Origin of the sequence: Moraxella catarrhalis (assembly GCF_001632285.1) — a bacterium.
Classification (GTDB): Bacteria; Pseudomonadota; Gammaproteobacteria; order Pseudomonadales; family Moraxellaceae; genus Moraxella; species Moraxella catarrhalis.
In genome coordinates this window covers 70,865-94,384 of the sequence record NZ_LWAH01000013.1, presented here as the reverse complement: position 1 = coordinate 94,384, position 23,520 = coordinate 70,865, and the positions used below count along the sequence as shown (strand labels likewise).

At 42.0% G+C, this 23,520-nt stretch carries 15 protein-coding genes; 9 read left to right on the top strand and 6 right to left on the bottom strand.

Going from position 1 to position 23,520, the window contains the following annotated elements; genetic code table 11:
• Positions 1-82: 82 nt before the first annotated feature.
• The gene (gene rpoD / locus A4U55_RS03590) at positions 83-1,963 is read right to left on the bottom strand and encodes an RNA polymerase sigma factor RpoD (RefSeq protein ID WP_003656671.1); all 1,881 of its coding nucleotides are present in this window, start codon (positions 1,961-1,963) and stop codon (positions 83-85) included.
• Between the two features lie 433 nt (positions 1,964-2,396).
• On the opposite strand from rpoD, the gene A4U55_RS03580 reads away from it, so the two are divergent.
• The 4 genes from A4U55_RS03580 (at position 2,397) to htpX (ending at position 5,742) form a co-directional block, all read left to right on the top strand.
• Positions 2,397-2,810, top strand: coding sequence for a hypothetical protein (locus A4U55_RS03580; protein WP_003662960.1), 414 nt, complete (start codon positions 2,397-2,399; stop codon positions 2,808-2,810).
• Positions 2,810-3,502: an LrgB family protein gene (locus A4U55_RS03575; protein ID WP_003656668.1), complete on the top strand. Its 693-nt coding sequence runs from the start codon at positions 2,810-2,812 to the stop codon at positions 3,500-3,502. The genes A4U55_RS03580 and A4U55_RS03575 overlap by 1 nt, the downstream gene beginning before the upstream one ends.
• Before the next feature lie 241 nt (positions 3,503-3,743).
• Positions 3,744-4,655, top strand: coding sequence for a lytic transglycosylase domain-containing protein (locus A4U55_RS03570; RefSeq protein ID WP_003656667.1), 912 nt, complete (start codon positions 3,744-3,746; stop codon positions 4,653-4,655).
• Positions 4,656-4,836: 181 nt separating this feature from the next.
• On the top strand, positions 4,837-5,742 hold the full coding sequence (htpX, locus tag A4U55_RS03565; protein ID WP_003659420.1) for a protease HtpX: 906 nt from the start codon (positions 4,837-4,839) through the stop codon (positions 5,740-5,742).
• A gap of 60 nt (positions 5,743-5,802) precedes the next feature.
• On the opposite strand, the gene hflX is transcribed toward htpX, so the two are convergent.
• Positions 5,803-7,212, bottom strand: a complete 1,410-nt coding sequence (gene hflX / locus A4U55_RS03560; protein WP_013107828.1) for a ribosome rescue GTPase HflX — start codon at positions 7,210-7,212, stop codon at positions 5,803-5,805.
• Between the two features lie 103 nt (positions 7,213-7,315).
• Between hflX and folP the strand changes: the two genes are divergently transcribed.
• Positions 7,316-8,206, top strand: a complete 891-nt coding sequence (folP, locus tag A4U55_RS03555; protein ID WP_063454020.1) for a dihydropteroate synthase — start codon at positions 7,316-7,318, stop codon at positions 8,204-8,206.
• Here folP and A4U55_RS03550 read toward each other — a convergent pair whose 3' ends face one another.
• The 3 genes from A4U55_RS03550 to ahcY all read right to left on the bottom strand — a co-directional run bounded on the left by A4U55_RS03550 (position 8,207) and on the right by ahcY (position 12,639).
• A complete protein-coding gene (locus A4U55_RS03550; RefSeq protein WP_063454019.1) occupies positions 8,207-8,947 on the bottom strand; it encodes a 16S rRNA (uracil(1498)-N(3))-methyltransferase in 741 nt (246 codons plus the stop codon). It abuts the gene before it with no gap.
• A 325-nt stretch (positions 8,948-9,272) separates the two neighbouring features.
• Entirely contained in the window at positions 9,273-10,949 is a 1,677-nt protein-coding gene (msrAB, locus tag A4U55_RS03545) for a bifunctional peptide-methionine (S)-S-oxide reductase MsrA/peptide-methionine (R)-S-oxide reductase MsrB (protein ID WP_063454018.1), read from the bottom strand.
• A gap of 280 nt (positions 10,950-11,229) precedes the next feature.
• Complete coding sequence (ahcY, locus tag A4U55_RS03540) at positions 11,230-12,639, bottom strand: adenosylhomocysteinase (protein ID WP_003671565.1); 1,410 nt, start codon at positions 12,637-12,639, stop codon at positions 11,230-11,232.
• Positions 12,640-13,223: 584 nt separating this feature from the next.
• Between ahcY and A4U55_RS03535 the strand changes: the two genes are divergently transcribed.
• Complete coding sequence (locus tag A4U55_RS03535) at positions 13,224-16,448, top strand: lactoferrin/transferrin family TonB-dependent receptor (RefSeq protein ID WP_063454017.1); 3,225 nt, start codon at positions 13,224-13,226, stop codon at positions 16,446-16,448.
• 152 nt (positions 16,449-16,600) lie between these two features.
• On the opposite strand, the gene A4U55_RS03530 is transcribed toward A4U55_RS03535, so the two are convergent.
• Entirely contained in the window at positions 16,601-16,918 is a 318-nt protein-coding gene (locus A4U55_RS03530) for a PepSY domain-containing protein (protein ID WP_003656585.1), read from the bottom strand.
• Between the two features lie 590 nt (positions 16,919-17,508).
• Here A4U55_RS03530 and A4U55_RS03525 point away from each other — a divergent pair.
• The 3 genes from A4U55_RS03525 to A4U55_RS03510 all read left to right on the top strand — a co-directional run bounded on the left by A4U55_RS03525 (position 17,509) and on the right by A4U55_RS03510 (position 23,467).
• Positions 17,509-19,020: a surface lipoprotein assembly modifier gene (locus A4U55_RS03525; RefSeq protein ID WP_063454016.1), complete on the top strand. Its 1,512-nt coding sequence runs from the start codon at positions 17,509-17,511 to the stop codon at positions 19,018-19,020.
• A 274-nt stretch (positions 19,021-19,294) separates the two neighbouring features.
• Positions 19,295-21,496 carry a transferrin-binding protein-like solute binding protein gene (locus tag A4U55_RS03520; RefSeq protein ID WP_063454015.1) on the top strand — a complete coding sequence of 734 codons (2,202 nt, stop codon included), beginning with the start codon at positions 19,295-19,297 and terminating at the stop codon, positions 21,494-21,496.
• 327 nt (positions 21,497-21,823) lie between these two features.
• Positions 21,824-23,467: a mechanosensitive ion channel family protein gene (locus A4U55_RS03510; protein WP_063454092.1), complete on the top strand. Its 1,644-nt coding sequence runs from the start codon at positions 21,824-21,826 to the stop codon at positions 23,465-23,467.
• Positions 23,468-23,520: the final 53 nt, after the last annotated feature.

The window sequence follows — 23,520 nt, the reverse complement described above, 5'->3', positions numbered from 1 at the left end:
TGATTTAAGGGGTTGAATCAAATAAAAACCTGCTAATGACACCAGCAGGTTTGGTTTGCAATTTAGGTTAACCGTTTTTAAATTAATCATTTTCCAAAAATGAGCGTAAATGTTCAGAGCGAGAAGGGTGGCGTAATTTACGCAATGCTTTGGCTTCGATTTGGCGGATACGCTCACGGGTAACATCAAATTGCTTACCAACTTCTTCAAGCGTATGGTCGCTTGGCATATCAATACCAAATCGCATTTTTAGAACTTTAGCTTCTCGTTCGGTCAAATTATCAAGCACCTCACGAGTCGCTTCACGCAAGCCTTCTGCCGTTGCGTTTTCAATTGGGCTTGAGATGGTATTATCCTCAATAAAATCACCCAAGTGGCTATCTTCATCATCACCGATTGGTGTTTCCATAGAGATGGGTTCTTTGGCGATTTTTAGGACTTTACGCACTTTGGCTTCGTCCATATCCAAACGCTCACCCAGCTCCTCTGGGGTTGGTTCACGCCCCATTTCTTGGAGTAGCTGGCGAGATACTCGGTTGATTTTGTTAATCGTTTCAATCATATGCACAGGAATGCGGATTGTGCGTGCTTGGTCAGCGATCGAGCGGGTGATGGCTTGGCGAATCCACCAAGTTGCATAGGTTGAGAATTTATAGCCACGGCGATATTCAAATTTGTCCACCGCTTTCATAAGACCAATATTACCTTCTTGAATCAAATCAAGGAATTGTAAGCCACGGTTGGTGTATTTTTTGGCGATAGAAATCACCAAGCGCAAGTTAGCCTCCACCATATCTTTTTTGGCACGACGAGCCTTAGCCTCACCGATGGCCATTTGGCGAGCGACTGCCTTCATATCACGGATGTCCATTTGAAGTGCCTGTTCGTGTGCTAAGAGTTTTTGCTGTAAGGCAACCACTTCAGGCTCAATTTTGGCTAAAGTTTCGGCAAAAGCAGGACCGCCTTTGATGCGATGAGACAGCCATTCGAGATTAGTTTCGTTGCTTGGGAAGGTTTTTTTGAACTCATCCATAGGCATTTTACCATGGCGAATCACAAGTTTCATGATGCGGCGTTCATTACTTCGCACATCTTCATAAACTTCACGCATCAAACTCATGACTTGATCCGACAAGCGATTATTGAGTTTAATGAGCATGAAATGATTGGCCAGCTCATCATAAGCAACTTTGACCGCTTCACTACCACGCCCATGCTTAGCCAAGGCTTCTTGGGCTACATCATACAAACGCTGAATCTCCTCAAAACGGACACGCACCTCTTCAGGGTCTAGGCTTGAATCATCGGTATCATCAAGTTCAGTACCATCAGACTCACCATCTTCTTCAGCATCATCTTTATCGGTGGTTTTGGGTGATCCAAGATCCAGCTCAATTTCTTCTTCGTTTAAAATAAAATCGCCATCATCGCCATTTAAAAACCCAGAGACAATGTCGGAAATCTTTTTTTCACCAAGAAGCACTTGCTGATATTCATCAAGCACAAATTTTACTGTGCCAGGCCAATACGCCATGATATATTGAACCTCACGAGTGCCTTCCTCGATGCGTTTGGCAATGCCAATTTCGCCTTCACGGGTCAGCAAATCCACCGTACCCATCTCACGCATATACATACGCACAGGGTCGGTAGTGCGTCCAGGCTCAGTTTCAACAGAGGCTAGTACTGCTGCTGCTTCATCGGTTGCGATGTCATCATCGCTACCAGTGTCTGATAATAAAATATCATCATCATCTGGTGCTACCTCAAAGACTTGAATGCCCACATCGGTCAACATCTGAATGATGTCTTCAATTTGATCGCTTTCGGTGACAGACTCTGGCAGTTGGTCATTCACTTCAGCATAGGTGAGATAGCCTTGCTCCTTGCCTAGGCGAATCAGTGCACCTAACTGTGATGAAGAAGTGTCGTGATCTTCGTTAATATGATTATGTTCACGCATGTGTATTTTGTCTCTTGGTGGGCATCAAAACATTTCATTATACTGGCTTTTTGGGTATCTTTCAACTTAGTGAAAGTCTCGGTAAGGATTTTATTAAAAATATAAATTTATGAATTTATAAAAATATTCTAATGATAAAACCTTATTTTTTATTCGTTAACTTTTCTTTGAAAGCCTAAAAGCTTATGCCTATATTGGGGTTTGAAGCTGATTTTAAAAGAGTGATATAAAAAATAATGCCAAAGCAAGTCGATAATTGTCACAGAGATGATTATCACCGATTTAACAAATTTAATATTATTGATAAAATTAGTATCATTGGTAAAAATAGTGAACATATCGGTCAGTTGCTTGACCTTGAACCAAGTCGGTGTTTTAATGTAATATCGCAAAATACCCACTGGCATTTGATGCTTATATTAAAGGAATAAATATGACGCTTAAATTAGGCAATAAAAGATTTTGGCTTGCCATGATCGCAACGGCCGCCATCGTGGTGGGTTTTCGTGAATTGGTATTGGTGGTATGTACTTGGCTTGGGATACCAACGGCGGCAAATATTGTCGGCTTGGTGAGCTTATTTATTGTGTTGGTGGGTGTGCGTATGTCGGTAGGGCTGCCAGCATGGCTATCAAGCTCAGCAAGTACCTTACTGGTTGATAGTGGTTTTGCTTTTTTACCAGTCTCAGCAGGTGCAGGGATTTTGCTGTTTGGGCTTGGCGAGGATTTGCTGTCAGTCTCGGCGACCATTATAATCAGCACTCTGATACCACTTTGGGCATTTGCCAAATTATCCGCTCTGTGGCTTGGCAGTAGCGACACCAAAAATCACAGAGGTGGATTATGATGCTTGACACTACCACGATTTTGATTGCTTTTATCATTACTTTGATTGCACATATTGGGGCCAAATATGTCCTTCGTTATTTAAATAAGTTTATCAAAGGCGTGCCTATGATCATCGTTGCTATCATATTGACGCCGATTTTATTATTCGTCATTGGGCTTGATTATCATACTTATTACGCACATGCCAGACCTGTTTTTGATCGCTTGCTTGGTTATAGTACAGTACTGTTAGCGGTGCCATTAGCGGGCATGGATTTTAAAGGTTTGCCAGTCAAAAAACTGGGCGTGGTGGTGATATTGGCAAGTATCGTTGGGGCGATTTTACCGATGTCTTTGGGTTATCTATTGACGCTAAATATGGATACCATTTTGGCATTTGCCACGCGTTCTGTGACGACACCTGTGGGGTTGTCGGTCGCACAAATTATTGACGCGCCTTTAGTGATGGCAAATTTGATCATCATCGTTTCTGGTATTTTGGGTGCAGGCGTGTGCCGAATTTTATTCAAAAATATTCAGGATGAACGCGCCCAAGGCTTGGCGTTGGGGCTGGTAGCACATGCTATCGGTACAGTAGAAGCGTGGATGATCAGTCCGACAGCGGGGCGTTATGCAGCGTTTGGCCTAGCAATTAATGGTTTAGTGACCGCCATGTGGCTGCCTGTGGCGGTGCTTTGGTGGTTGTCTTAACATGACAATGATTTAAAATGGGCTTTTTATCTATCACAATTATTTATCATAAAAATTAATAAATAAAAAGCACTTATATTACCTAACAATAAGCAAAACTCTTGAAAGTTTAGAAAAATTGTTAGGTTTGCGTGTTTCTAAAGTACAGCATTTTGTATTTATCAGCGTTTCATCATGGTATTTATTAATTTTATGATATAATGTGCCAAATTTTTTACCGAAACGATGAATAAACAACGATATGCAAACTTCAAAAACCCATGTAAATGCCCTAACTTTAGCGACATTTGGCATGCTTAGCGGTAGTGCATTTGCCCAAAACTCTATCTCGGTTTATATTGCACCTCAAGGTTCTGCCCATGCGACTGTGGCATCAGCTTATACTTCATCAAGCAGCCAAAACGCTGTAGAGCCTGGTTTTTTGACTAAGCTGCAAACCGATACCATCAATTCACAAAAATTCACCAAATTAAGTAACGAGTCTCAAACGGTTGGCCGTTTGTATCATTATAATGAGCCTACGACCAATTTTTCTGCAAATTTTGTTGCAAACAGTTATGCAAGCTACTCAGGTGATTATTCTGAGCGTAGTACATACGACCATCTCATTCGAGAATCTGCGGCAAGACATGGCGTAGATCCCGCCTTAATTAAGGCGGTCATCCATACCGAATCAAGCTTTAACCCCAATGTGCGTTCACGCATGGGCGCCATGGGTCTTATGCAGCTGATGCCAGGTACGGCTCGTGATATGGGTGTATATAATGCATGGGATCCTGCCCAAAACATTGAAGGTGGTACCAAATATTTGGCGTATTTACAACACCAATTTAGCAATCCAAATCATGTGATTGCCGCTTATAATGCAGGCCCTGGTAATGTCAAAAAATATGGCGGTATTCCTCCATTTCGTGAAACCAAAAATTATGTGATTAAGGTAAATGACCGCTACAACAACATTTATCGTATGGATGCGGCATTGTATCAAGGCTATGATGCGAATCGTACCATGCTTGCGATGAATAGCACGCCAGTAGCTCAGGTAAAGACAACAACAACTTCCTACGCTCAGCCAATCACACAAAGGGCACCAAGCAATCCTGTGATTAATCGTGACGCATCTGCACATATTTATTTTTCAAACAATGAATAATCAGATCTTTATCTAGGCTGAATTAAAATGACTTAAACCCAAAAAATTGTTAGCTTTTTGTGTCTATATCGGCAAAAACTTCCACTCATCAAAGTTTTTGCCTTTTATTTTGCGTATTTGTCATTATAATAAGTAAGACTTTAGGTAGTTATATTTTTGATTTATAAAAGGAAATTCACAGATGATGCGAATTGGTTTATTCTTATTAACCAACTTAGCCGTATTGATTGTCTTTAGTATCGTATTTATGGTACTCTCACAAGTCTTTGGTCTGGGCAATGTCCATGGTTCAGGCGGGCTAAACTATGTCAGCTTGGCGGTGATGTGTTTGTTATACGGTATGATTGGCTCAGTCATTTCGTTGTTTTTGTCCAAGTGGATGGCTAAAAAATCAACAGGTACCGTGGTGATTGATACCCCAAAAAATGGTACAGAGCAATGGTTGGTGGATATGGTTGCCCGTCAAGCGCGTGAAGTTGGCATTGGTATGCCTGAGGTGGGTATTTTTGATAATGCCCAGCCCAACGCATTTGCTACTGGCTGGAATAAAAATAAGGCATTAGTTGCAGTATCGACAGGGCTGATCCATACGATGACACCTGATGAAGTCGAAGCGGTGCTTGCACACGAAATTGGCCATGTTGCCAATGGTGATATGGTGACTTTGGCACTGATTCAAGGTGTGGTCAATGCCTTTGTGATGTTCTTTGCGCGTATCATTGGTAATTTTGTGGATCGTGCGATCTTTAAAAATGAAAGCAGCTCACCTGGCATTGCCTATTTTGTCACCAGCATGGTGATGGATATTTTGCTTGGGATTTTGGCATCTGCGATTGTCATGTGGTTTTCTAGATTGCGTGAATATCGTGCTGATGAAATGGGTGCGCGTTTGGCTGGTCGTGATAAGATGATCAGTGCACTCAATGCCTTGCGTCCTGCTGAGGCACGCCCAGATCAGATGCCTGAAGCAATGAAAGCATTTGCGATTGCAAGTGGTCAATCTCAAGGTTTTAGCATTGCCAGCTTATTTCGCTCACACCCCACTTTAGATGATCGTATCGCTTCATTGCAAAAATTTCATGGTTAATCTTTACTAGCTATTTTATCATCAAAAAAAGACTGCTTGATTGAGCAGTCTTTTTTTTGATTATAAACAAAAGGGATTAAGCTGATCGTCTGACTTATCATCATGTTGCTTAAGCACTTCTTCAAATGGCTCAAGTGCAGGCTCTAAGCTTGCAGCTTCGTTTGGTGGTAGCACTTGTTTGGGATTGAGTGCATATTGACCAAGGAGCTGAGTCAGCTTAGCAGGCGACAGCTGTACGCTTAGGATTTGATGGCCCAATTCATCAAAGCTTTCTGACTCAATGACGCCAAGCTCATGCAAGGTATTTTTTAGGGCGCCTGCATGGTGAGGTAAGGTCAGCGTATAATGGTTTAGCTGTCCTGATAAAAGTTCTTGGACTGCTAACATCAGCTGGTTTATGCCCAAATTTTCTTTGGCAGACACATAGACCCGATGTGGCACGCCATGGTCTTGATAATGTATTTTGGCAGGTTCACCACTTTTGTCAATTTTATTAAATACCAATAAAATCGGCGCATCTGCCTGTATTTGCTCAAGCACATCATTGACCGCCTCGATTTGAGCGTGCATATCCTCGCTGGCGGCATCAATCACATGCAGCAACAAATCCGCCTCAAGCGTCTCCTCTAGTGTCGCATGAAAGCTTTCTACCAGCTCATGTGGCAAATGGCGTACAAATCCTACCGTATCTGCCAGTACCACATTGCCGACACCTGGCCATTTGACACGCCGTAGTGTTGGATCAAGGGTCGCAAAAAGTTGATCGGCAGCATAGATATTATCGTCAGTTAAGTGGTTAAATAGCGTTGATTTGCCTGCATTGGTATAGCCGACCAATGATATGGTCGGAATGTCTGATTTTTGGCGTTTAGCACGACCTTGTTTACGGGTTTGTTTGACCTTATCAAGCTTGGCTTTGAGCTGTGTCACCCGAATCTGGAGCAATCGGCGATCCGTTTCTAACTGAGTTTCACCAGGACCACGCAGGCCAATACCACCTTTTTGGCGTTCTAGATGCGTCCAGCCACGCACAAGGCGTGTGGCAAGGTGATTGAGCTGTGCAAGCTCAACTTGTAACTTACCTTCATGCGTGCGTGCACGCTGTGCAAAGATATCCAAAATCAGCCCCGTGCGGTCAAGCACACGGCATTTGATCAATGATTCTAAGTTTCGCTCCTGACTTGGCGTGAGTGTGTGATTAAAAATCACAATAACATCATCTGTATTATCGTCATTGGTATCACGAAAACGCTTGACTGCTTCAGCGATTTCTTCGGCTTTGCCTGTACCAACAAAGTATTTGGCATGTGGCTTACTGCGACTGCCTGTGATGATTTCTATTTCGTTTGCACCTGCTGAATGTACTAACAAGCGAAATTCTTCTAGGTCATCAGGATCGGTGATTTGATGAATGTCTAAGTGAACCAAAATGGCATTTTCTCCGCCTTCGTGTCTGTCAAAATATTGCAATACGAATCCTTAAAATTAATATGTAAAATGCTTTAATGGGGATTACCTACCCAAAAAATCAAGTTATGGTATGATAAGGTATTTGAAAGCTTGAGTGTATTTTATGTCTTATTCTATGACAAAATCCATTCGTCACCGTAATAAAGTCATGACTTTTGATGTGCCAAAGGTGATGGGCGTACTTAATATGACACCAGATTCATTTTCAGATGGGGGGCGTTTTAACCATTTGGATGCTGCTTTGGTTCACGCCGAGCAGATGATCGCCTATGATGTTGATATCATTGATATTGGTGGAGAATCCACACGCCCCTATGCCCCAAAGGTTAGTACTGATGAAGAGCTTGAGCGTGTGATACCCATCATCGCCGCTATTCGTGAAAATTTTGGTGAAGATTTGTGGCTGTCTGTGGATACCAGTGACCCTGCGGTGATGCTTCAGGCAATTGGTGCAGGTGCCGACATTGTCAATGATGTGCGTGGTCTAAGCCGAGAGGGCGCTTGTGATATGGTGGCTGATCTTGAGTGTCCTGTGGTCATCATGCACAGCCGTGGTACGCCTGATACCATGACTCAGACGATGAATGAGTTGACAAGTTATAACGATGTGCTTGCTGAGATTAGCACTGAGCTTCAAATAAGAATTGATAAGGCGATGGACGCAGGCATTAGGCAAGAAAAAATTATCATTGATATTGGTATGGGATTTTCAAAAAATTATGAACATCACATTCAAATTATGCAAAATTTACAGCAAATCATTCAGCATTTTCAGATGCCTATGTTGTTTGGCGTATCCCGCAAGCGATTTTTGGGTGAGGTTTTAACCAATAGCGGACTTGAATATCTTAAAAATCATCAACCGATTGAGAGAGATAATTTGGGGACGCTTGCACATTTTATCGCACTACAGCAAGGCGTGCATATTGTGCGTGTACATGATGTTAAGCCGATGGCACAAGCCGTGCGACTGTGGCAGGCGTTATACGGCTAATTAAAGTGGTGATTGGTTGAGGCTAGCCAAAAGTGTCAATGCACTCAAGGCGACCACAGGTGCGGTTTCTGTACGAAGCACACGCTCGCCAATCCGCCATGGCACAAAACCATGATGAATCGCCAAATCAATCTCTCTTGGGCTTAAGCCGCCTTCGGCACCGATCAACAGGCTGATATTTTTTGGTACAAGTTTGTTAAAAGTAGGGTTATTTTCACTAAGTGCAAGTACCAGTTTCAGTTCATCTTGACAGTTGGCCACCCATTCATCAAGTAAGATGGGTGCGATAATGTTTGGAATGATATTCATACCGCACTGCTCACAAGCAGCGACAGCGATACTTTGCCAATGTGTGATTTTCTTAAAATCTCTGTCGTATTTGAGATGGGCTTGGCAACGGTCACTGGTCAATAAATGAATACAATGAACGCCCATTTCGGTGGCTTTTTGTATGGCATAATCCATACGATCACCACGGCTCATCACCAAGCCGATACTGGCACGAAACGGTGGCGTACGGTTGATGGGGTGATAGGCGTCAATCTTGACGCTGGCAGATTTTTTATGAATATGTGTCAGCGTTACTGTGTACTCACCGCCCATCCCATCAAATAAAAAGGCACAATCACCAACCGAAGCGCGCAGCACCTTGCACCAATGATGTGTGACATGATCAGGCAGGGCGATGATTTGTCCAATCAGGTTGGTGGTGAGCGGTGTATCAACAAAAAATCTTGGCATATTTGACCGGTTAAATGACTTAAATTAAACCCAAATCAGCGACCAATGTCGTATTGGGCTTGGTGTGAGTGATATGATTAATATAAGGCAGGCATGCTTTTTGCCAAGCAATCAGTAAATATACCTAGCGATCAGAATGATAAAAAACTGTGCTATGCGGTATTCTCAAAGATGTCTAAATCTTACTATTATAGCAAGATTTAATCAATTTGAATAAAATTATCGCAGCTTTTTGAATGATTTGGCGTCATTTTAAGTAAAAAAAATGGCACAAGCCTAAACTGTGCCATTTTTTATCTTAATAATTAATTATTAAGATTAATTATTAAGGTTGGGCAGGCTTAATGAGTGGCAATAACGCCCCGTAGCCTTGTTTTTCCATGTCCGCTTTGGGAATGAATTTTAATGCATCGCCATTGATGCAGTAACGCAGTCCGCCCCGTGCCTTTGGACCATCAGGGAACACATGCCCCAAATGTGAATTGGCAATGCGTGAGCGTACCTCGGTGCGTATCATATTATAGCTCGTGTCGGTATGCTCGCTGATGACTTGTGGATCAATCGGCTTGGTAAAGCTTGGCCAGCCACAGCCTGAGTTGTATTTATCGGTAGATAAAAACAGTGGCTCACCGCTGACAATGTCTACATACAGCCCATCATCAAACAGATGGTCGTAGGCATGGCTAAATGCCCGCTCCGTGCCTGCGTTTTGGGTGATATCATATTGAGCTTTGGTTAAGCTATTTTTTAAATTACCTTTAGTAAAAGCTTGATAGCGTCTTGGGTCAAGAGCTTCTTGAACGGTGCTTGCCTTTGGTAGGGTGGGAGCTTTACTCGTGATTTTATCATTGGCAAGGCTTAGATCCACATGACAGTAGCCATTTGGGTTTTTGGTGAGATAATCTTGGTGATACTCTTCAGCAGGGGAAAAATGCCTTAGAGGTAGATTTTCGACGACGATGGGTGCTTTATATTTTTGTTGTAATTCATTTAAAGCATTCTCAATAATCGCTTTGTCGCTTGGATCGGTATAATAAACGCCTGTGCGATACTGTATGCCACGGTCATGACCTTGTTTATTGACGCTGGTTGGGTCAACAATCCTAAAATAATATTGTAATAGAGTGTCCAAATCCACCTTATCGGCATCATAAACCACTTTGACGGTCTCGGCGTGTCCTGAGCCTGCAATGACTTGCTCATAGCTTGGATTGGCGATTGTTTCATTGCCATTGGCATAACCACTGACAGCATCTACCACGCCATCGATACGCTCAAAGTAAGCTTCTACACCCCAAAAACAGCCGCCCGCCAGATGGATGGTTTTGGTATTTAAAGGCTGGCCTTGATCGTTATAATATACACCATCTTTATTTTTGGTGGGCATGGCGGTCTGCCCACCTTGGGCTTTAAGCTGGTCTAGCTCTTGTGGATTTTTTGCCAAATAAGACACTTGCTCAAAGCTAAGATTGCCTTTATTAAGATACACAAGTTGCCCATTTTTGTCCAAGATTGCCCAGCTGGGGTAGACCTGTACACCAAGTTCTTTAATGAGTTGGCCGCTACTGTCAATGAGCACGGGCAGATTTGGATAATCTGCTTGTAGCACTTGATACCAGTCGGTAAAATCTTGGGTATTTTTTTCGTTTAAGTGAGTGGGGCTGGCAACGGTAATGATGTTAAAGCCTGCCAAATTAGGGTCATCACGCCAATCATGCGTTTCTTGTAAGGTGGCTAAACACAAAGGGCACCAGCTTGCCCAAAACTTCACCAAAGTTGGCTTATTTGGGTCAATGACGCTTTTGCCTGTGTCGCCCAAACCTTGGGTAAGCTGGGGCAGGGCGGATAATTGTGCCAAGGTGTTGCTAGGTAACATATTTTGGTGCGTTATGGATGGTGTATGAATTTTGCTGGGTTTACCGCAAGCAGAGAGCATAGTTAGGCTAGCAAATATACCAAAACTGATGGCAAAGATATGTGATCGTAAGCGTGGCTTTGTCATAAAAGCTCCTTGTTGGATTGTTGATTGATAAGACGCTTTTGATGTGATGAACCTTAAAATCAGTCATCAAAGCTGATTTTATCATCTTGTGATTTGGATGTCATTACTTAAATGATACGACTATGCCAATTATATCATAGATTATTGGGGCTTTTGGTGAGATGTGGGTGATTTGGTCTTAATCTGTCAAGGTAATTATGAGTAAACATATCCTGATGACATAACAAAAGCGGTAATAGATTTACCGCTTTTGTCTGATGAATTTATCATATAATACTGATTAATACTTATAATCTTCTGCTTTAAACGGGCCATCTATCGGCACACCGATGTAGTCCGCTTGGGTTTGGGTGAGCTTGGTGATGACCCCATTAAATCCTGCCACCATGGCGGCAGCGACCTCTTCATCAAGCTTTTTAGGCAGGACTTTGACATACAGGCTGTCTGCTTTTTTGTCCACTGGCAAATTGGCAAATTTTTGTTGATACAGATACATCTGTGCCAGCACTTGATTGGCAAAAGAGCCGTCCATTACCCTAGAGGGATGCCCTGTGGCATTGCCCAAATTTACCAACCGACCTTCAGACAACACCAGCAAATAATCACGCTCATCATCAGAGCGGTAGACTTGATGCACTTGTGGTTTGACTTCAACCCATCGCCAGTTATCACGCATAAAGTTGGTGTCAATCTCGGTATCAAAGTGTCCGATATTACAGACCACCGCCCCAGATTTCAGGGCGGTTAACATGTTGCTGTTGCAGACATGATAATTGCCTGTGGTGGTCACGATAAGGTCGGTGTCTTGTAAGAGCGTAGTGTTCACGCCTTGACTTGGCTCACCATTGATAAAAGGCGAAACCAATTCATAACCGTCCATACACGCTTGCATGGCACAGATGGGGTCAATTTCGCTGACTCGCACAATCATGCCTTCTTGACGCAGGCTTTGGGCTGAGCCTTTGCCCACATCACCATAGCCGATGACTAAGGCACGGCGACCAGCCAGTAGCATGTCGGTGGCACGCTTGATGGCATCGTTCAGACTGTGGCGACAGCCGTATTTGTTGTCGTTTTTGGATTTGGTGATGGCATCATTGACATTGATGGCAGGGACTTTGAGTGTGCCTTTATTCAGCATGTCCAGCAGACGATGCACGCCTGTGGTGGTCTCTTCACTGATGCCATGAATGCCCTTGAGCATCTGTGGATAGTCATTGTGGATAAGGGCAGTCAAATCGCCACCATCATCTAAGATGAGGTTGGCATCCCAAAGTTTGCCCTGATTTTGAGAGCCACTGCCATCATGAATTTGTTGGCGTAAACACCACTCGTATTCTTCTTCGGTTTCCCCTTTCCATGCAAACACAGGGATACCAGCGGCCGCCATGGCAGCGGCGGCGTGGTCTTGGGTGCTAAAAATATTGCATGATGTCCAGCGAACTTGGGCACCCAAGGCAACCAAAGTCTCAATCAGCACCGCTGTTTGAATGGTCATGTGGATACAGCCTAGGATTTTAGCGCCCTTAAGTGGTTGCTGGTCTTGATAGCGTTTTCTTAACCCCATCAGGGCTGGCATCTCAGCTTCTGCCAAGGCAATCTCACGGCGACCATAATCGGCTAAACGGATATCAGCGACTTTATAATCGGTGAAGTTTTGGGTGGTACTTGGATTGATTGAGGTAGGCATATCTTTATTCCTAAGCTATTTTAAAGTATTTTTAACAATAATTTTGATGAATTTGAGATAATTGATGCTAAAAGGTTGAATGACCAAACCATCGCTAACAATCAAGAAAAGACATTTTAAGCATAAAAAGCAAATGTGTCTTGATGGCTTATTATAACAGTTATTATGATAAATTTGGGCAGAAAGTTAAATGGATCGTTGGGTAAGTTTGTTGGCTATCCTTAATTAATTATAATTTTTTAACAATGCTTTTACTTTATTTTAAAAATAGAGTAAAAAATGGTTGGCTTTGGGTTTTTATCTCACTATGGTAGATAAAATTGATACAAAATGGTTTGTATTATCACTTGTATTTGTATTATAATTTTACTTATTTTTACAAACTATACACTAAAATCAAAAATTAATCACTTTGGTTGGGTGGTTTTAGCAAGCAAATGGTTATTTTGGTAAACAATTAAGTTCTTAAAAACGATACACGCTCATAAACAGATGGTTTTTGGCATCTGCAATTTGATGCCTGCCTTGTGATTGGTTGGGGTGTATCGGTGTATCAAAGTGCAAAAGCCAACAGGTGGTCATTGATGAATCAATCAAAACAAAACAACAAATCCAAAAAATCCAAACAAGTATTAAAACTTAGTGCCTTGTCTTTGGGTCTGCTTAACATCACGCAGGTGGCACTGGCAAACACAACGGCCGATAAGGCGGAGGCAACAGATAAGACAAACCTTGTTGTTGTCTTGGATGAAACTGTTGTAACAGCGAAGAAAAACGCCCGTAAAGCCAACGAAGTTACAGGGCTTGGTAAGGTGGTCAAAACTGCCGAGACCATCAATAAAGAACAAGTGCTAAACATTCGAGACTTAACACGCTATGACCCTGGCATTGCTGTGGTTGAGCAAGGTCGTGGGGCAAGCTCAGGCTATTCTATTCGTGGTATGGATAAAAATCGTGTGGCGGTATTGGTTGATGGCATCAATCAAGCCCAGCACTATGCCCTACAAGGCCCTGTGGCAGGCAAAAATTATGCCGCAGGTGGGGCAATCAACGAAATAGAATACGAAAATGTCCGCTCCGTTGAGATTAGTAAAGGTGCAAATTCAAGTGAATACGGCTCTGGGGCATTATCTGGCTCTGTGGCATTTGTTACCAAAACCGCCGATGACATCATCAAAGATGGTAAAGATTGGGGCGTGCAGACCAAAACCGCCTATGCCAGTAAAAATAACGCATGGGTTAATTCTGTGGCAGCAGCAGGCAAGGCAGGTTCTTTTAGCGGTCTTATCATCTACACCGACCGCCGTGGTCAAGAATACAAGGCACATGATGATGCCTATCAGGGTAGCCAAAGTTTTGATAGAGCGGTGGCAACCACTGACCCAAATAACCCAAAATTTTTAATAGCAAATGAATGTGCCAATGGTAATTATGAGGCGTGTGCTGCTGGCGGTCAAACCAAACTCCAAGCTAAGCCAACCAATGTGCGTGATAAGGTCAATGTCAAAGATTATACAGGTCCTAACCGCCTTATCCCAAACCCACTCACCCAAGACAGCAAATCCTTACTGCTTCGCCCAGGTTATCAGCTAAACGATAAGCACTATGTCGGTGGTGTGTATGAAATCACCAAACAAAACTACGCCATGCAAGATAAAACTGTGCCTGCTTATCTGACGGTTCATGACATTGAAAAATCAAGGCTCAGCAACCATGCCCAAGCCAATGGCTATTATCAAGGCAATAATCTTGGTGAACGCATTCGTGATGCCATTGGGGCAAATTCAGGTTATGGCATCAACTATGCTCATGGCGTATTTTATGATGAAAAACACCAAAAAGACCGCCTAGGGCTTGAATATGTTTATGACAGCAAAGGTGAAAATAAATGGTTTGATGATGTGCGTGTGTCTTATGATAAGCAAGACATTACGCTACGCAGCCAGCTGACCAACACGCACTGTTCAACCTATCCGCACATTGACAAAAATTGTACGCCTGATGTCAATAAACCTTTTTCGGTAAAAGAGGTGGATAACAATGCCTACAAAGAACAGCACAATTTAATCAAAGCTGTCTTTAACAAAAAAATGGCGTTGGGCAGTACGCATCATCACATCAACCTGCAAGTTGGCTATGATAAATTCAATTCAAGCCTGAGCCGTGAAGATTATCGTTTGGCAACCCATCAATCTTATCAAAAACTTGATTACACCCCACCAAGTAACCCTTTGCCAGATAAGTTTAAGCCCATTTTAGGTTCAAACAACAAACCCATTTGCCTTGATGCTTATGGTTATGGTCATGACCATCCACAGGCTTGTAACGCCAAAAACAGCACTTATCAAAATTTTGCCATCAAAAAAGGCATAGAGCAATACAACCAAAAAACCAATACCGATAAGATTGATTATCAAGCCATCATTGACCAATATGATAAACAAAACCCCAACAGCACCCTAAAACCCTTTGAGAAAATCAAACAAAGTTTGGGGCAAGAAAAATACGACGAGATAGACAGACTGGGCTTTAATGCTTATAAAGATTTACGCAACGAATGGGCGGGTTGGACTAATGACAACAGCCAACAAAATGCCAATAAAGGCACGGATAATATCTATCAGCCAAATCAAGCAACTGTGGTCAAAGATGACAAATGTAAATATAGCGAGACCAACAGCTATGCTGATTGCTCAACCACTCGCCACATCAGTGGTGATAATTATTTCATCGCTTTAAAAGACAACATGACCATCAATAAATATGTTGATTTGGGGCTGGGTGCTCGCTATGACAGAATCAAACACAAATCTGATGTGCCTTTGGTAGACAACAGTGCCAGCAACCAGCTGTCTTGGAATTTTGGCGTGGTCGTCAAGCCCACCAATTGGCTGGACATCGCTTATAGAAGCTCGCAAGGCTTTCGCATGCCAAGTTTTTCTGAAATGTATGGCGAACGCTTTGGCGTAACCATCGGTAAAGGCACGCAACATGGCTGTAAGGGTCTTTATTACATTTGTCAGCAGACTGTCCATCAAACCAAGCTAAAACCTGAAAAATCCTTTAACCAAGAAATCGGAGCGACTTTACATAACCACTTAGGCAGTCTTGAGGTTAGTTATTTTAAAAATCGCTATACCGATTTGATTGTTGGTAAAAGTGAAGAGATTAGAACCCTAACCCAAGGTGATAATGCAGGCAAACAGCGTGGTAAAGGTGATTTGGGCTTTCATAATGGACAAGATGCTGATTTGACAGGCATTAACATTCTTGGCAGACTTGACCTAAACGCTGTCAATAGTCGCCTTCCCTATGGATTATACTCAACACTGGCTTATAACAAAGTTGATGTTAAAGGAAAAACCTTAAACCCAACTTTGGCAGGAACAAACATACTGTTTGATGCCATTCAGCCATCTCGTTATGTGGTGGGGCTTGGCTATGATGCCCCAAGCCAAAAGTGGGGAGCAAACGCCATATTTACCCATTCTGATGCCAAAAATCCAAGCGAGCTTTTGGCAGATAAGAACTTAGGTAATGGCAACATTCAAACAAAACAAGCCACCAAAGCAAAATCCACGCCGTGGCAAACACTTGATTTGTCAGGTTATGTAAACATAAAAGATAATTTTACCTTGCGTGCTGGCGTGTACAATGTATTTAATACCTATTACACCACTTGGGAGGCTTTACGCCAAACAGCAGAAGGGGCGGTCAATCAGCATACAGGACTGAGCCAAGATAAGCATTATGGTCGCTATGCCGCTCCTGGACGCAATTACCAATTGGCACTTGAAATGAAGTTTTAACCAGTGGCTTTGATGTGATTTTGGCATGCCAAATCCCAATCAACCAATGAATAAAGCCCCCATCTACCATGAGGGCTTTATTTTATCATCGCTGAGTATGCTCTTAGCGGTCATCACTCAGATTAGTCATTAATTTATTAGCGATTAATTTATTAGTAATCACGCTGCTCTTTGATGATTTTAAGTGATGGGTATTCAAGAACGATGTCATACTCAGCACCGTTTTTATAGGCTTCTACTTCAAAGACAGGCTTGCCTAAAAAGTCATCAACTTCTATATCGCCGACTTGATAGCCACGAGCAGCAAGCATTTGAATGGCTTTTTGACGATTTTGGGCAAAGTTACTGTCGCCATAAGCTTGTGCTTTAATACGGTCGTTAGCAACTGCGGTGGTAGAGATACCAACGACAGGCAACAAAACAGCAGCACTTAGCACACCAGCCAACAGTTTATTGGTTAAATTTTTCATAGTAGTTTCCTAATTATTATCATTGTAATTCATGTTTATCGTTATAAACAATCGTTATAAATAACTGTGTCGTGATAACCATTAATCACAAGTGGGTTAAATGCCTTTTGCCCAATGACAAATAGGCACAATGCTCTGTTTGTTCTATGATGGTCTATTATGATCATCATTTTATTGACCTATTTTTTTAATCGTAATGTTTGTTTGATGTTAGTATAAATTTTATCAATCAAACAATCACAAATTATATCAATCATAGACGGTAAACAGGCTTCATATTTTACGCATATTTCCCCAGATGTCTGTAGTGTTTCATAGATGATTTGTAAAACAATTGTCGGTCATTATTATCAATTGTAAACTGATGGCTAATTTGTAACCTTATGGCTAATGATAATATGAATAAAGCGTTATACTGTATCAAAGAATGAGTAAAAACCATCAATGGCATCTTATTTATCGCCAGTTTGTGTTAGTCAGATGCCAATTAAGCGACTAATTTTGTAAATTAATTAATAATCATTCATATTTGTATTTTTAAATACCATAAAAAATGGTAAAATATGCTCGCTTTTTTGATAGGAGCTGTCATGACAATCACGCCTGTTTATACCACATTCACCCCCACCAAAACACCCATAAAAATTTTTATGGCTGGCTTGACTTTTCTAATCGCTCATATCAGCCATGCCGATGATGGTCGCACCGACAATCAAGAGCCAATTAATCAAGAAATCACCGCCCTTGAACCCATCATTAACCATGCTCAGCCTGAGTTATTGTCCCATGATGCATTAACACCAAAAATAGAACCAATACTGGCACAAACACCAAATCCTGCCGAAGATACGCTCATCGCCGATGAGGCGTTACTGCTTGATAACCCTGATTTGCTCAATCACGCCCTAAATTCTGCTGTCATGACCAATCATATGGCAGGCGTTCACGCATTATTGCCCATTTATCAAAAACTGCCCAAAGACCATCAAAATGGCATTTTACTTGGGTATGCCAATGCCTTGGCTGCTTTGGATAAGGGCAACGCCAAAAAAGCCATTGATGAGCTGCGTCGCATCATCGCCATCATGCCTGAATATAATGTGGTGCGTTTTCATCTGGCAAGGGCATTATTTATGGACAAACAAAATGAAGCCGCCCTTGACCAGTTTAATAAATTACATGCTGACAACTTGCCAGAGGAGGTGCGGCAGGTTGTTGGGCAGTACAGACAAGCGTTAAAACAACGAGATTCATGGACATGGCAAGTAGGCATGAATCTGGCCAAAGAAGACAACATCAATCAAACCCCCAAAAACACCACGCAAGGTCAATGGACTTTTGACAAACCCATTGACGCCATCACCCTAAGCTACCAATTGGGGGCGGATAAAAAGTGGTCTTTGCCCAAAGGGGCATATGTGGGAACGAACGCCCAAATCTATGGCAAACATCATCAAAATCACAAAAAATACAACGACCATTGGGGCAGACTGGGGGCAAATTTGGGCTTTGCTGATGCCAAAAAAGACCTTAGCATTGAGACCTATGGTGAAAAAAGATTTTATGGGCATGAGCGTTATACCGACACCATCGGCATACGCATGTCGGTTGATTATAGAATCAACCCAAAATTTCAAAGCCTAAACGCCATAGACATATCACGCCTAACCAACCATCGGACGCCTAGGGCTGACAGTAATAACACTTTATACAGTACCTCATTGATTTATTACCCAAATGCCACACGCTATTATCTTTTGGGGGCAGACTTTTATGATGAAAAAGTGCCACAAGACCCATCTGACAGCTATCAACGCCGTGGCATACGCACAGCGTGGGGGCAAGAATGGGCGGGCGGTCTTTCAAGCCGTGCCCAAATCAGCATCAACAAACGCCATTACCAAGGAGCAAACCTAACCAGCGGTGGACAAATTCGCCATGATAAACAGATGCAAGCGTCTTTATCGCTTTGGCACAGAGACATTCACAAATGGGGCATCACGCCACGGCTGACCATCAGCACAAACATCAATAAAAGCAATGACATCAAGGCAAATTATCACAAAAATCAAATGTTTGTTGAGTTTAGTCGCATTTTTTGATGGGATAAGCATGCCCTACTTTTGTTTTTTGTAAAAAAATGTACCATCATAGACAATATCAAGAAAAAATCAAGAAAAAAGATTACAAATTTAATGATAATTGTTATTGTTTATGTTATTATTTATCAATGTAAATTTGCCGTATTTTGTCCATCATAAACGCATTTATCATCAATGCCCAAACAAATACGCCAAATGCACATTGTCAACATGCCAAAATAGGCATTAACAGACTTTTTTAGATAATACCATCAACCCATCAGAGGATTATTTTATGAAACACATTCCTTTAACCACACTGTGTGTGGCAATCTCTGCCGTCTTATTAACCGCTTGTGGTGGCAGTGGTGGTTCAAATCCACCTGCTCCTACGCCCATTCCAAATGCTAGCGGTTCAGGTAATACTGGCAACACTGGTAATGCTGGCGGTACTGATAATGCAGGCAAGACAGGCGGTACTGGCGGTGCAAACTCTGGTACAGGCAATGCAGGTAATTCAGGTAATGCAAACTCTGGTACAGGCAGTGCCAACACACCAGAACCAAAATATCAAGATGTACCAACTGAGAAAAATGAAAAAGATAAAGTTTCATCCATTCAAGAACCTGCCATGGGTTATGGCATGGCTTTGAGTAAAATTAATCTATACGACCGACAAGACACGCCATTAAATGAAAAAGATATCATTACCTTGGACGGTAAAAAACAAGTTGCAAAAGGTGAAAAATCACCATTGCCATTTTCGTTAGATGTGGAAAATAAATTACTTGATGGCTATATGGCAAAAATGGATCAAGCGGATAAAAATGCCATTGGTGAAAGCATTAAGAAAGGTAATAAAAAAATCTCCAATGAAGAACTTGCCAAACAAATCAAAGAAGCTGTGCGTAAAAGCCCTGAGTTTAAGCAAGTATTATCATCAATACAAGCGAAAACTTCCCATTCAAATGACAAAACAACCAAAGCAACCACACGAGATTTACAATATGTTGATTACGGTTACTACTTGGTAAATGATGGCAACTATCTAACCGTCAGAAAAACAGATGATCCAAAACTTTGGAATTCAGGCCCTGTGGGCGGTGTGTTTTATAATGGCTCAACGACTGCCAAAGAGTTGCCCACACAAGATGCGGTCAAATATAAAGGACATTGGGACTTTATGACTGATGTTGCCAACAAAAAAAATCGCTTTAGCGAAGTGCAAGAAACCTATCAAGCAGGCTGGTGGTATGGGGCATCTTCAAAAGATGAATACAACCGCTTATTAACCAAAGAAGACTCTGCCCCTGCTGGTCATAGCGGTGAATATGGTCATAGCAGTGAGTTTACGGTAGATTTTAGTAAAAAGAGCCTAACAGGTGAGCTGTTTAGTAACATACAAGACCGCCATAAGGGCGATGTTAAGAAAACCAAACGCTATGACATCAATGCTAGTATCCACGGTAACCGCTTCCGTGGCAGTGCCACCGCAAGCGATAAAGAAAAAGAAAGCGAAACCAAACACCCCTTTACCAGTGATGCCAAAAATAGGCTAGAAGGCGGTTTTTATGGACCAAAAGGCGAGGAGCTGGCAGGTAAATTCTTAACCGATGACAACAAACTCTTTGGCGTCTTTGGTGCTAAACGAGAGAGTAAAGCTGGGGAAAAAACCGAAGCCATCTTAGATGCCTATGCACTTGGGACATTTAATAAATCTGGTACGACCAACCCCGCCTTTAACGCTAACAGTAAAAAAGAACTGGATAATTTTGGCAATATTAATAAATTGGTCTTGGGTTCTACTGTGATAGACCTTACTCAAGGTAATGATTTTGTAAAAACCATTGATAAAGAAAAGCCAGCCATCACCAGTAATCAAGCAGGAGAGCCTTTGACGGTGAATGATAAAGTTCAGGTACAATTTTGTTGTAGCAATCTTGAGCATCTAAAATTTGGCTCACTGAGTATCGGTGATAGTAATAGCGTATTTTTACAGGGTAATCGTACAGCTACCACAGGCGATAAAGCCATACCAGTTGCAGGAAATGCTAAATATCGTGGTACATGGGCAGGCTATGTTACAGGCTCTGGTAATACCAGCAAAGGCTATGAAGCTCAAAAATTTGCTGATAATGCCAACCGTGCCGAGTTTGATGTAGACTTTGCTAAAAAAAGTCTAACTGGTAAGCTTATTCCAAATACGAGCAGTGATGGTAAATCTGCTTTTGATATTACCGCTACGATTGATGGCAATGGTTTTAGTGGTAAAGCCAATACACCAGACATTAAAACAGGTGGGTTAAAGATTGACAGTAAGAACACTGAAAGCGGTCGAGTAATTGTGAAAGATGCTGTAGTTACAGGTGGCTTTTATGGTCCACAAGCTAATGAACTTGGTGGCTCATTTACCTACAAGAGCAATGATGCTGAAAACAAAGACAGTAGTGCATCTGTGGTCTTTGGTGCAAGAAAACAACAAGAAGTTAAGCAGTAATTTAAACACAATGCTTGGTTCGGCTGATGGGGTGGATGCTTAATCAAATATGAATGATTAAGATGATACGCCCAAGCCATGCCAATGATTGATAGCAACGATGGCAGATGATGAGTTTTCATTATCTGCCATTATTATTGCTTAATTATTTCTTAATTATTGCTTGTCATTTGGTGGTGTTGTAACATTAATGATTAAATTAAAATTAAATTTTATTTCATAAAAGTCAGGTTTATTTTTGGTCATGGTTTTTCATGATTATTTAACTTATAATGCGTTATGGTTAGCAAAAAGCTAAGTCTGTCAATAAAGCTATGGTGAGTGATTGTGCAAAAGATGGCCAAAAAAATCGGTATGGTGCTGTCAGGCGTGGTGATGGTTCTGTTAATGATAATAACAACGCCAAGCCATGCTACTGCCAAGTTGTTGCCGACCTCTCAAGAAAATCCAACCAAAACCATGGTAGATAGCTTTGGTCGTGAAACGCCACGAGGGGCAGTTCAGGGGCTATTGCGTGCAATTGCAGCAGAAGACTATGAGCTGGCTGCCAACTATTTGGACGGTCGTTATTTGGCAAAAACCCAAACGCCCAATCGTGAGATTGTTGAGCATTTGGTGGTTGCATTAGATGCAGGTGGCAAGCTGTATCCAGATTTACAAATCAGTCATGCCAGCGAAGGCGATTTGTCGGATAATTTGCCAAGTGATATTGATAAAGTTGGCGAGCTTCATCTGATGAATGAGCATATTGACATTTTGCTCAATCGCCGTGTGACTGATGATGACATGGTATTTTGGCAAGTGTCATCACAGACCTTGTCATCATTGCCCAAGATGACCACACACGCCCAAACGCTTTCAGAACGGCTTGGGCTGTCTGATGATACCACACACGCTCAAACCAAATATTGGCTTGAGCTTTCAGCATTGGTGCTGCTTGTGACGGTTTTATATTTGGCGATTAATTTGGCGGTATGGATTTTGTATTGGGTGAGTAAGGGGCTTTATACCACACTCACCAAAAAGCCTTTTCGCATTATGCCCAGTGTGATTATGCCGTTGTCTTTGGTGGTTTTATCATTAATCTTACCGATAATTATGATTAGTGTTGGCGTGCCTTTGACATTGCGAAGTTCATTTGGTCGGATTAAGGATATTGTCGCTTGGGGTGCGACCGCTTGGCTGATGCTTCGTCTGCTTGATGGTATTTTTCGCCGTGCTGAGGCAAATTCATTAAAACGAGGTCGCCCTGAACAGGTTTCTATTTTAAATCTACTTAGAAAAGTTGCCAAAGCCTTGATGATTATTTTGGCGGTTATTTTAATTTTTGGTAATCTTGGGTTTGATTTAACCACAGGCATCGCCGCACTGGGGGTGGGCGGTTTGGCACTGGCTTTTGGTGCCCAAAAAACGCTTGAAAATCTCATCGGTTCGGTTGTGGTGGTTGCCGACCGCCCTGTGTATGTGGGGGATTATTGTAAATTTGGTACTTATGAAGGCACGGTGATTGATATTGGCATTCGCTCAACTCGTATCCGCACCTTAAACCGCACAATTGTGACTGTGCCAAATGGCGAATTTTCATCGCTACAGATTGAAAACTTTACTGCAAGGGATATGTTTTATTTTTTGCATGATTTATTCATCAAGCGTACCGCTGATTTGGCAGAAATTGAGCGAATGATAACCAATTTACAAGAATTCTTGGCAACGCATCGGCTGACCAACCATGAATGGAATCAAGTTTGGATTAAGCAGTTGCGTCAAGAGTGTTATGTCATTGAGATGCGTGCTTATATTGATGCTGATGGTGCTCAAGATTTTTATGCCAAACAATCGGTACTGATTTTGGAGATATTAAAATTTTTAGAAAGTTACCATATTGAACATGCTTTACCATCACAATCCATTACAGTGCATCAAAATCATGACCAAACAACCCCAAAGCATGAAAAAACCCCCAAGACATGATAAAATACGCCCCAATTAGCATCACTTAGGTTACGCCAAAGTGATTAACCAAT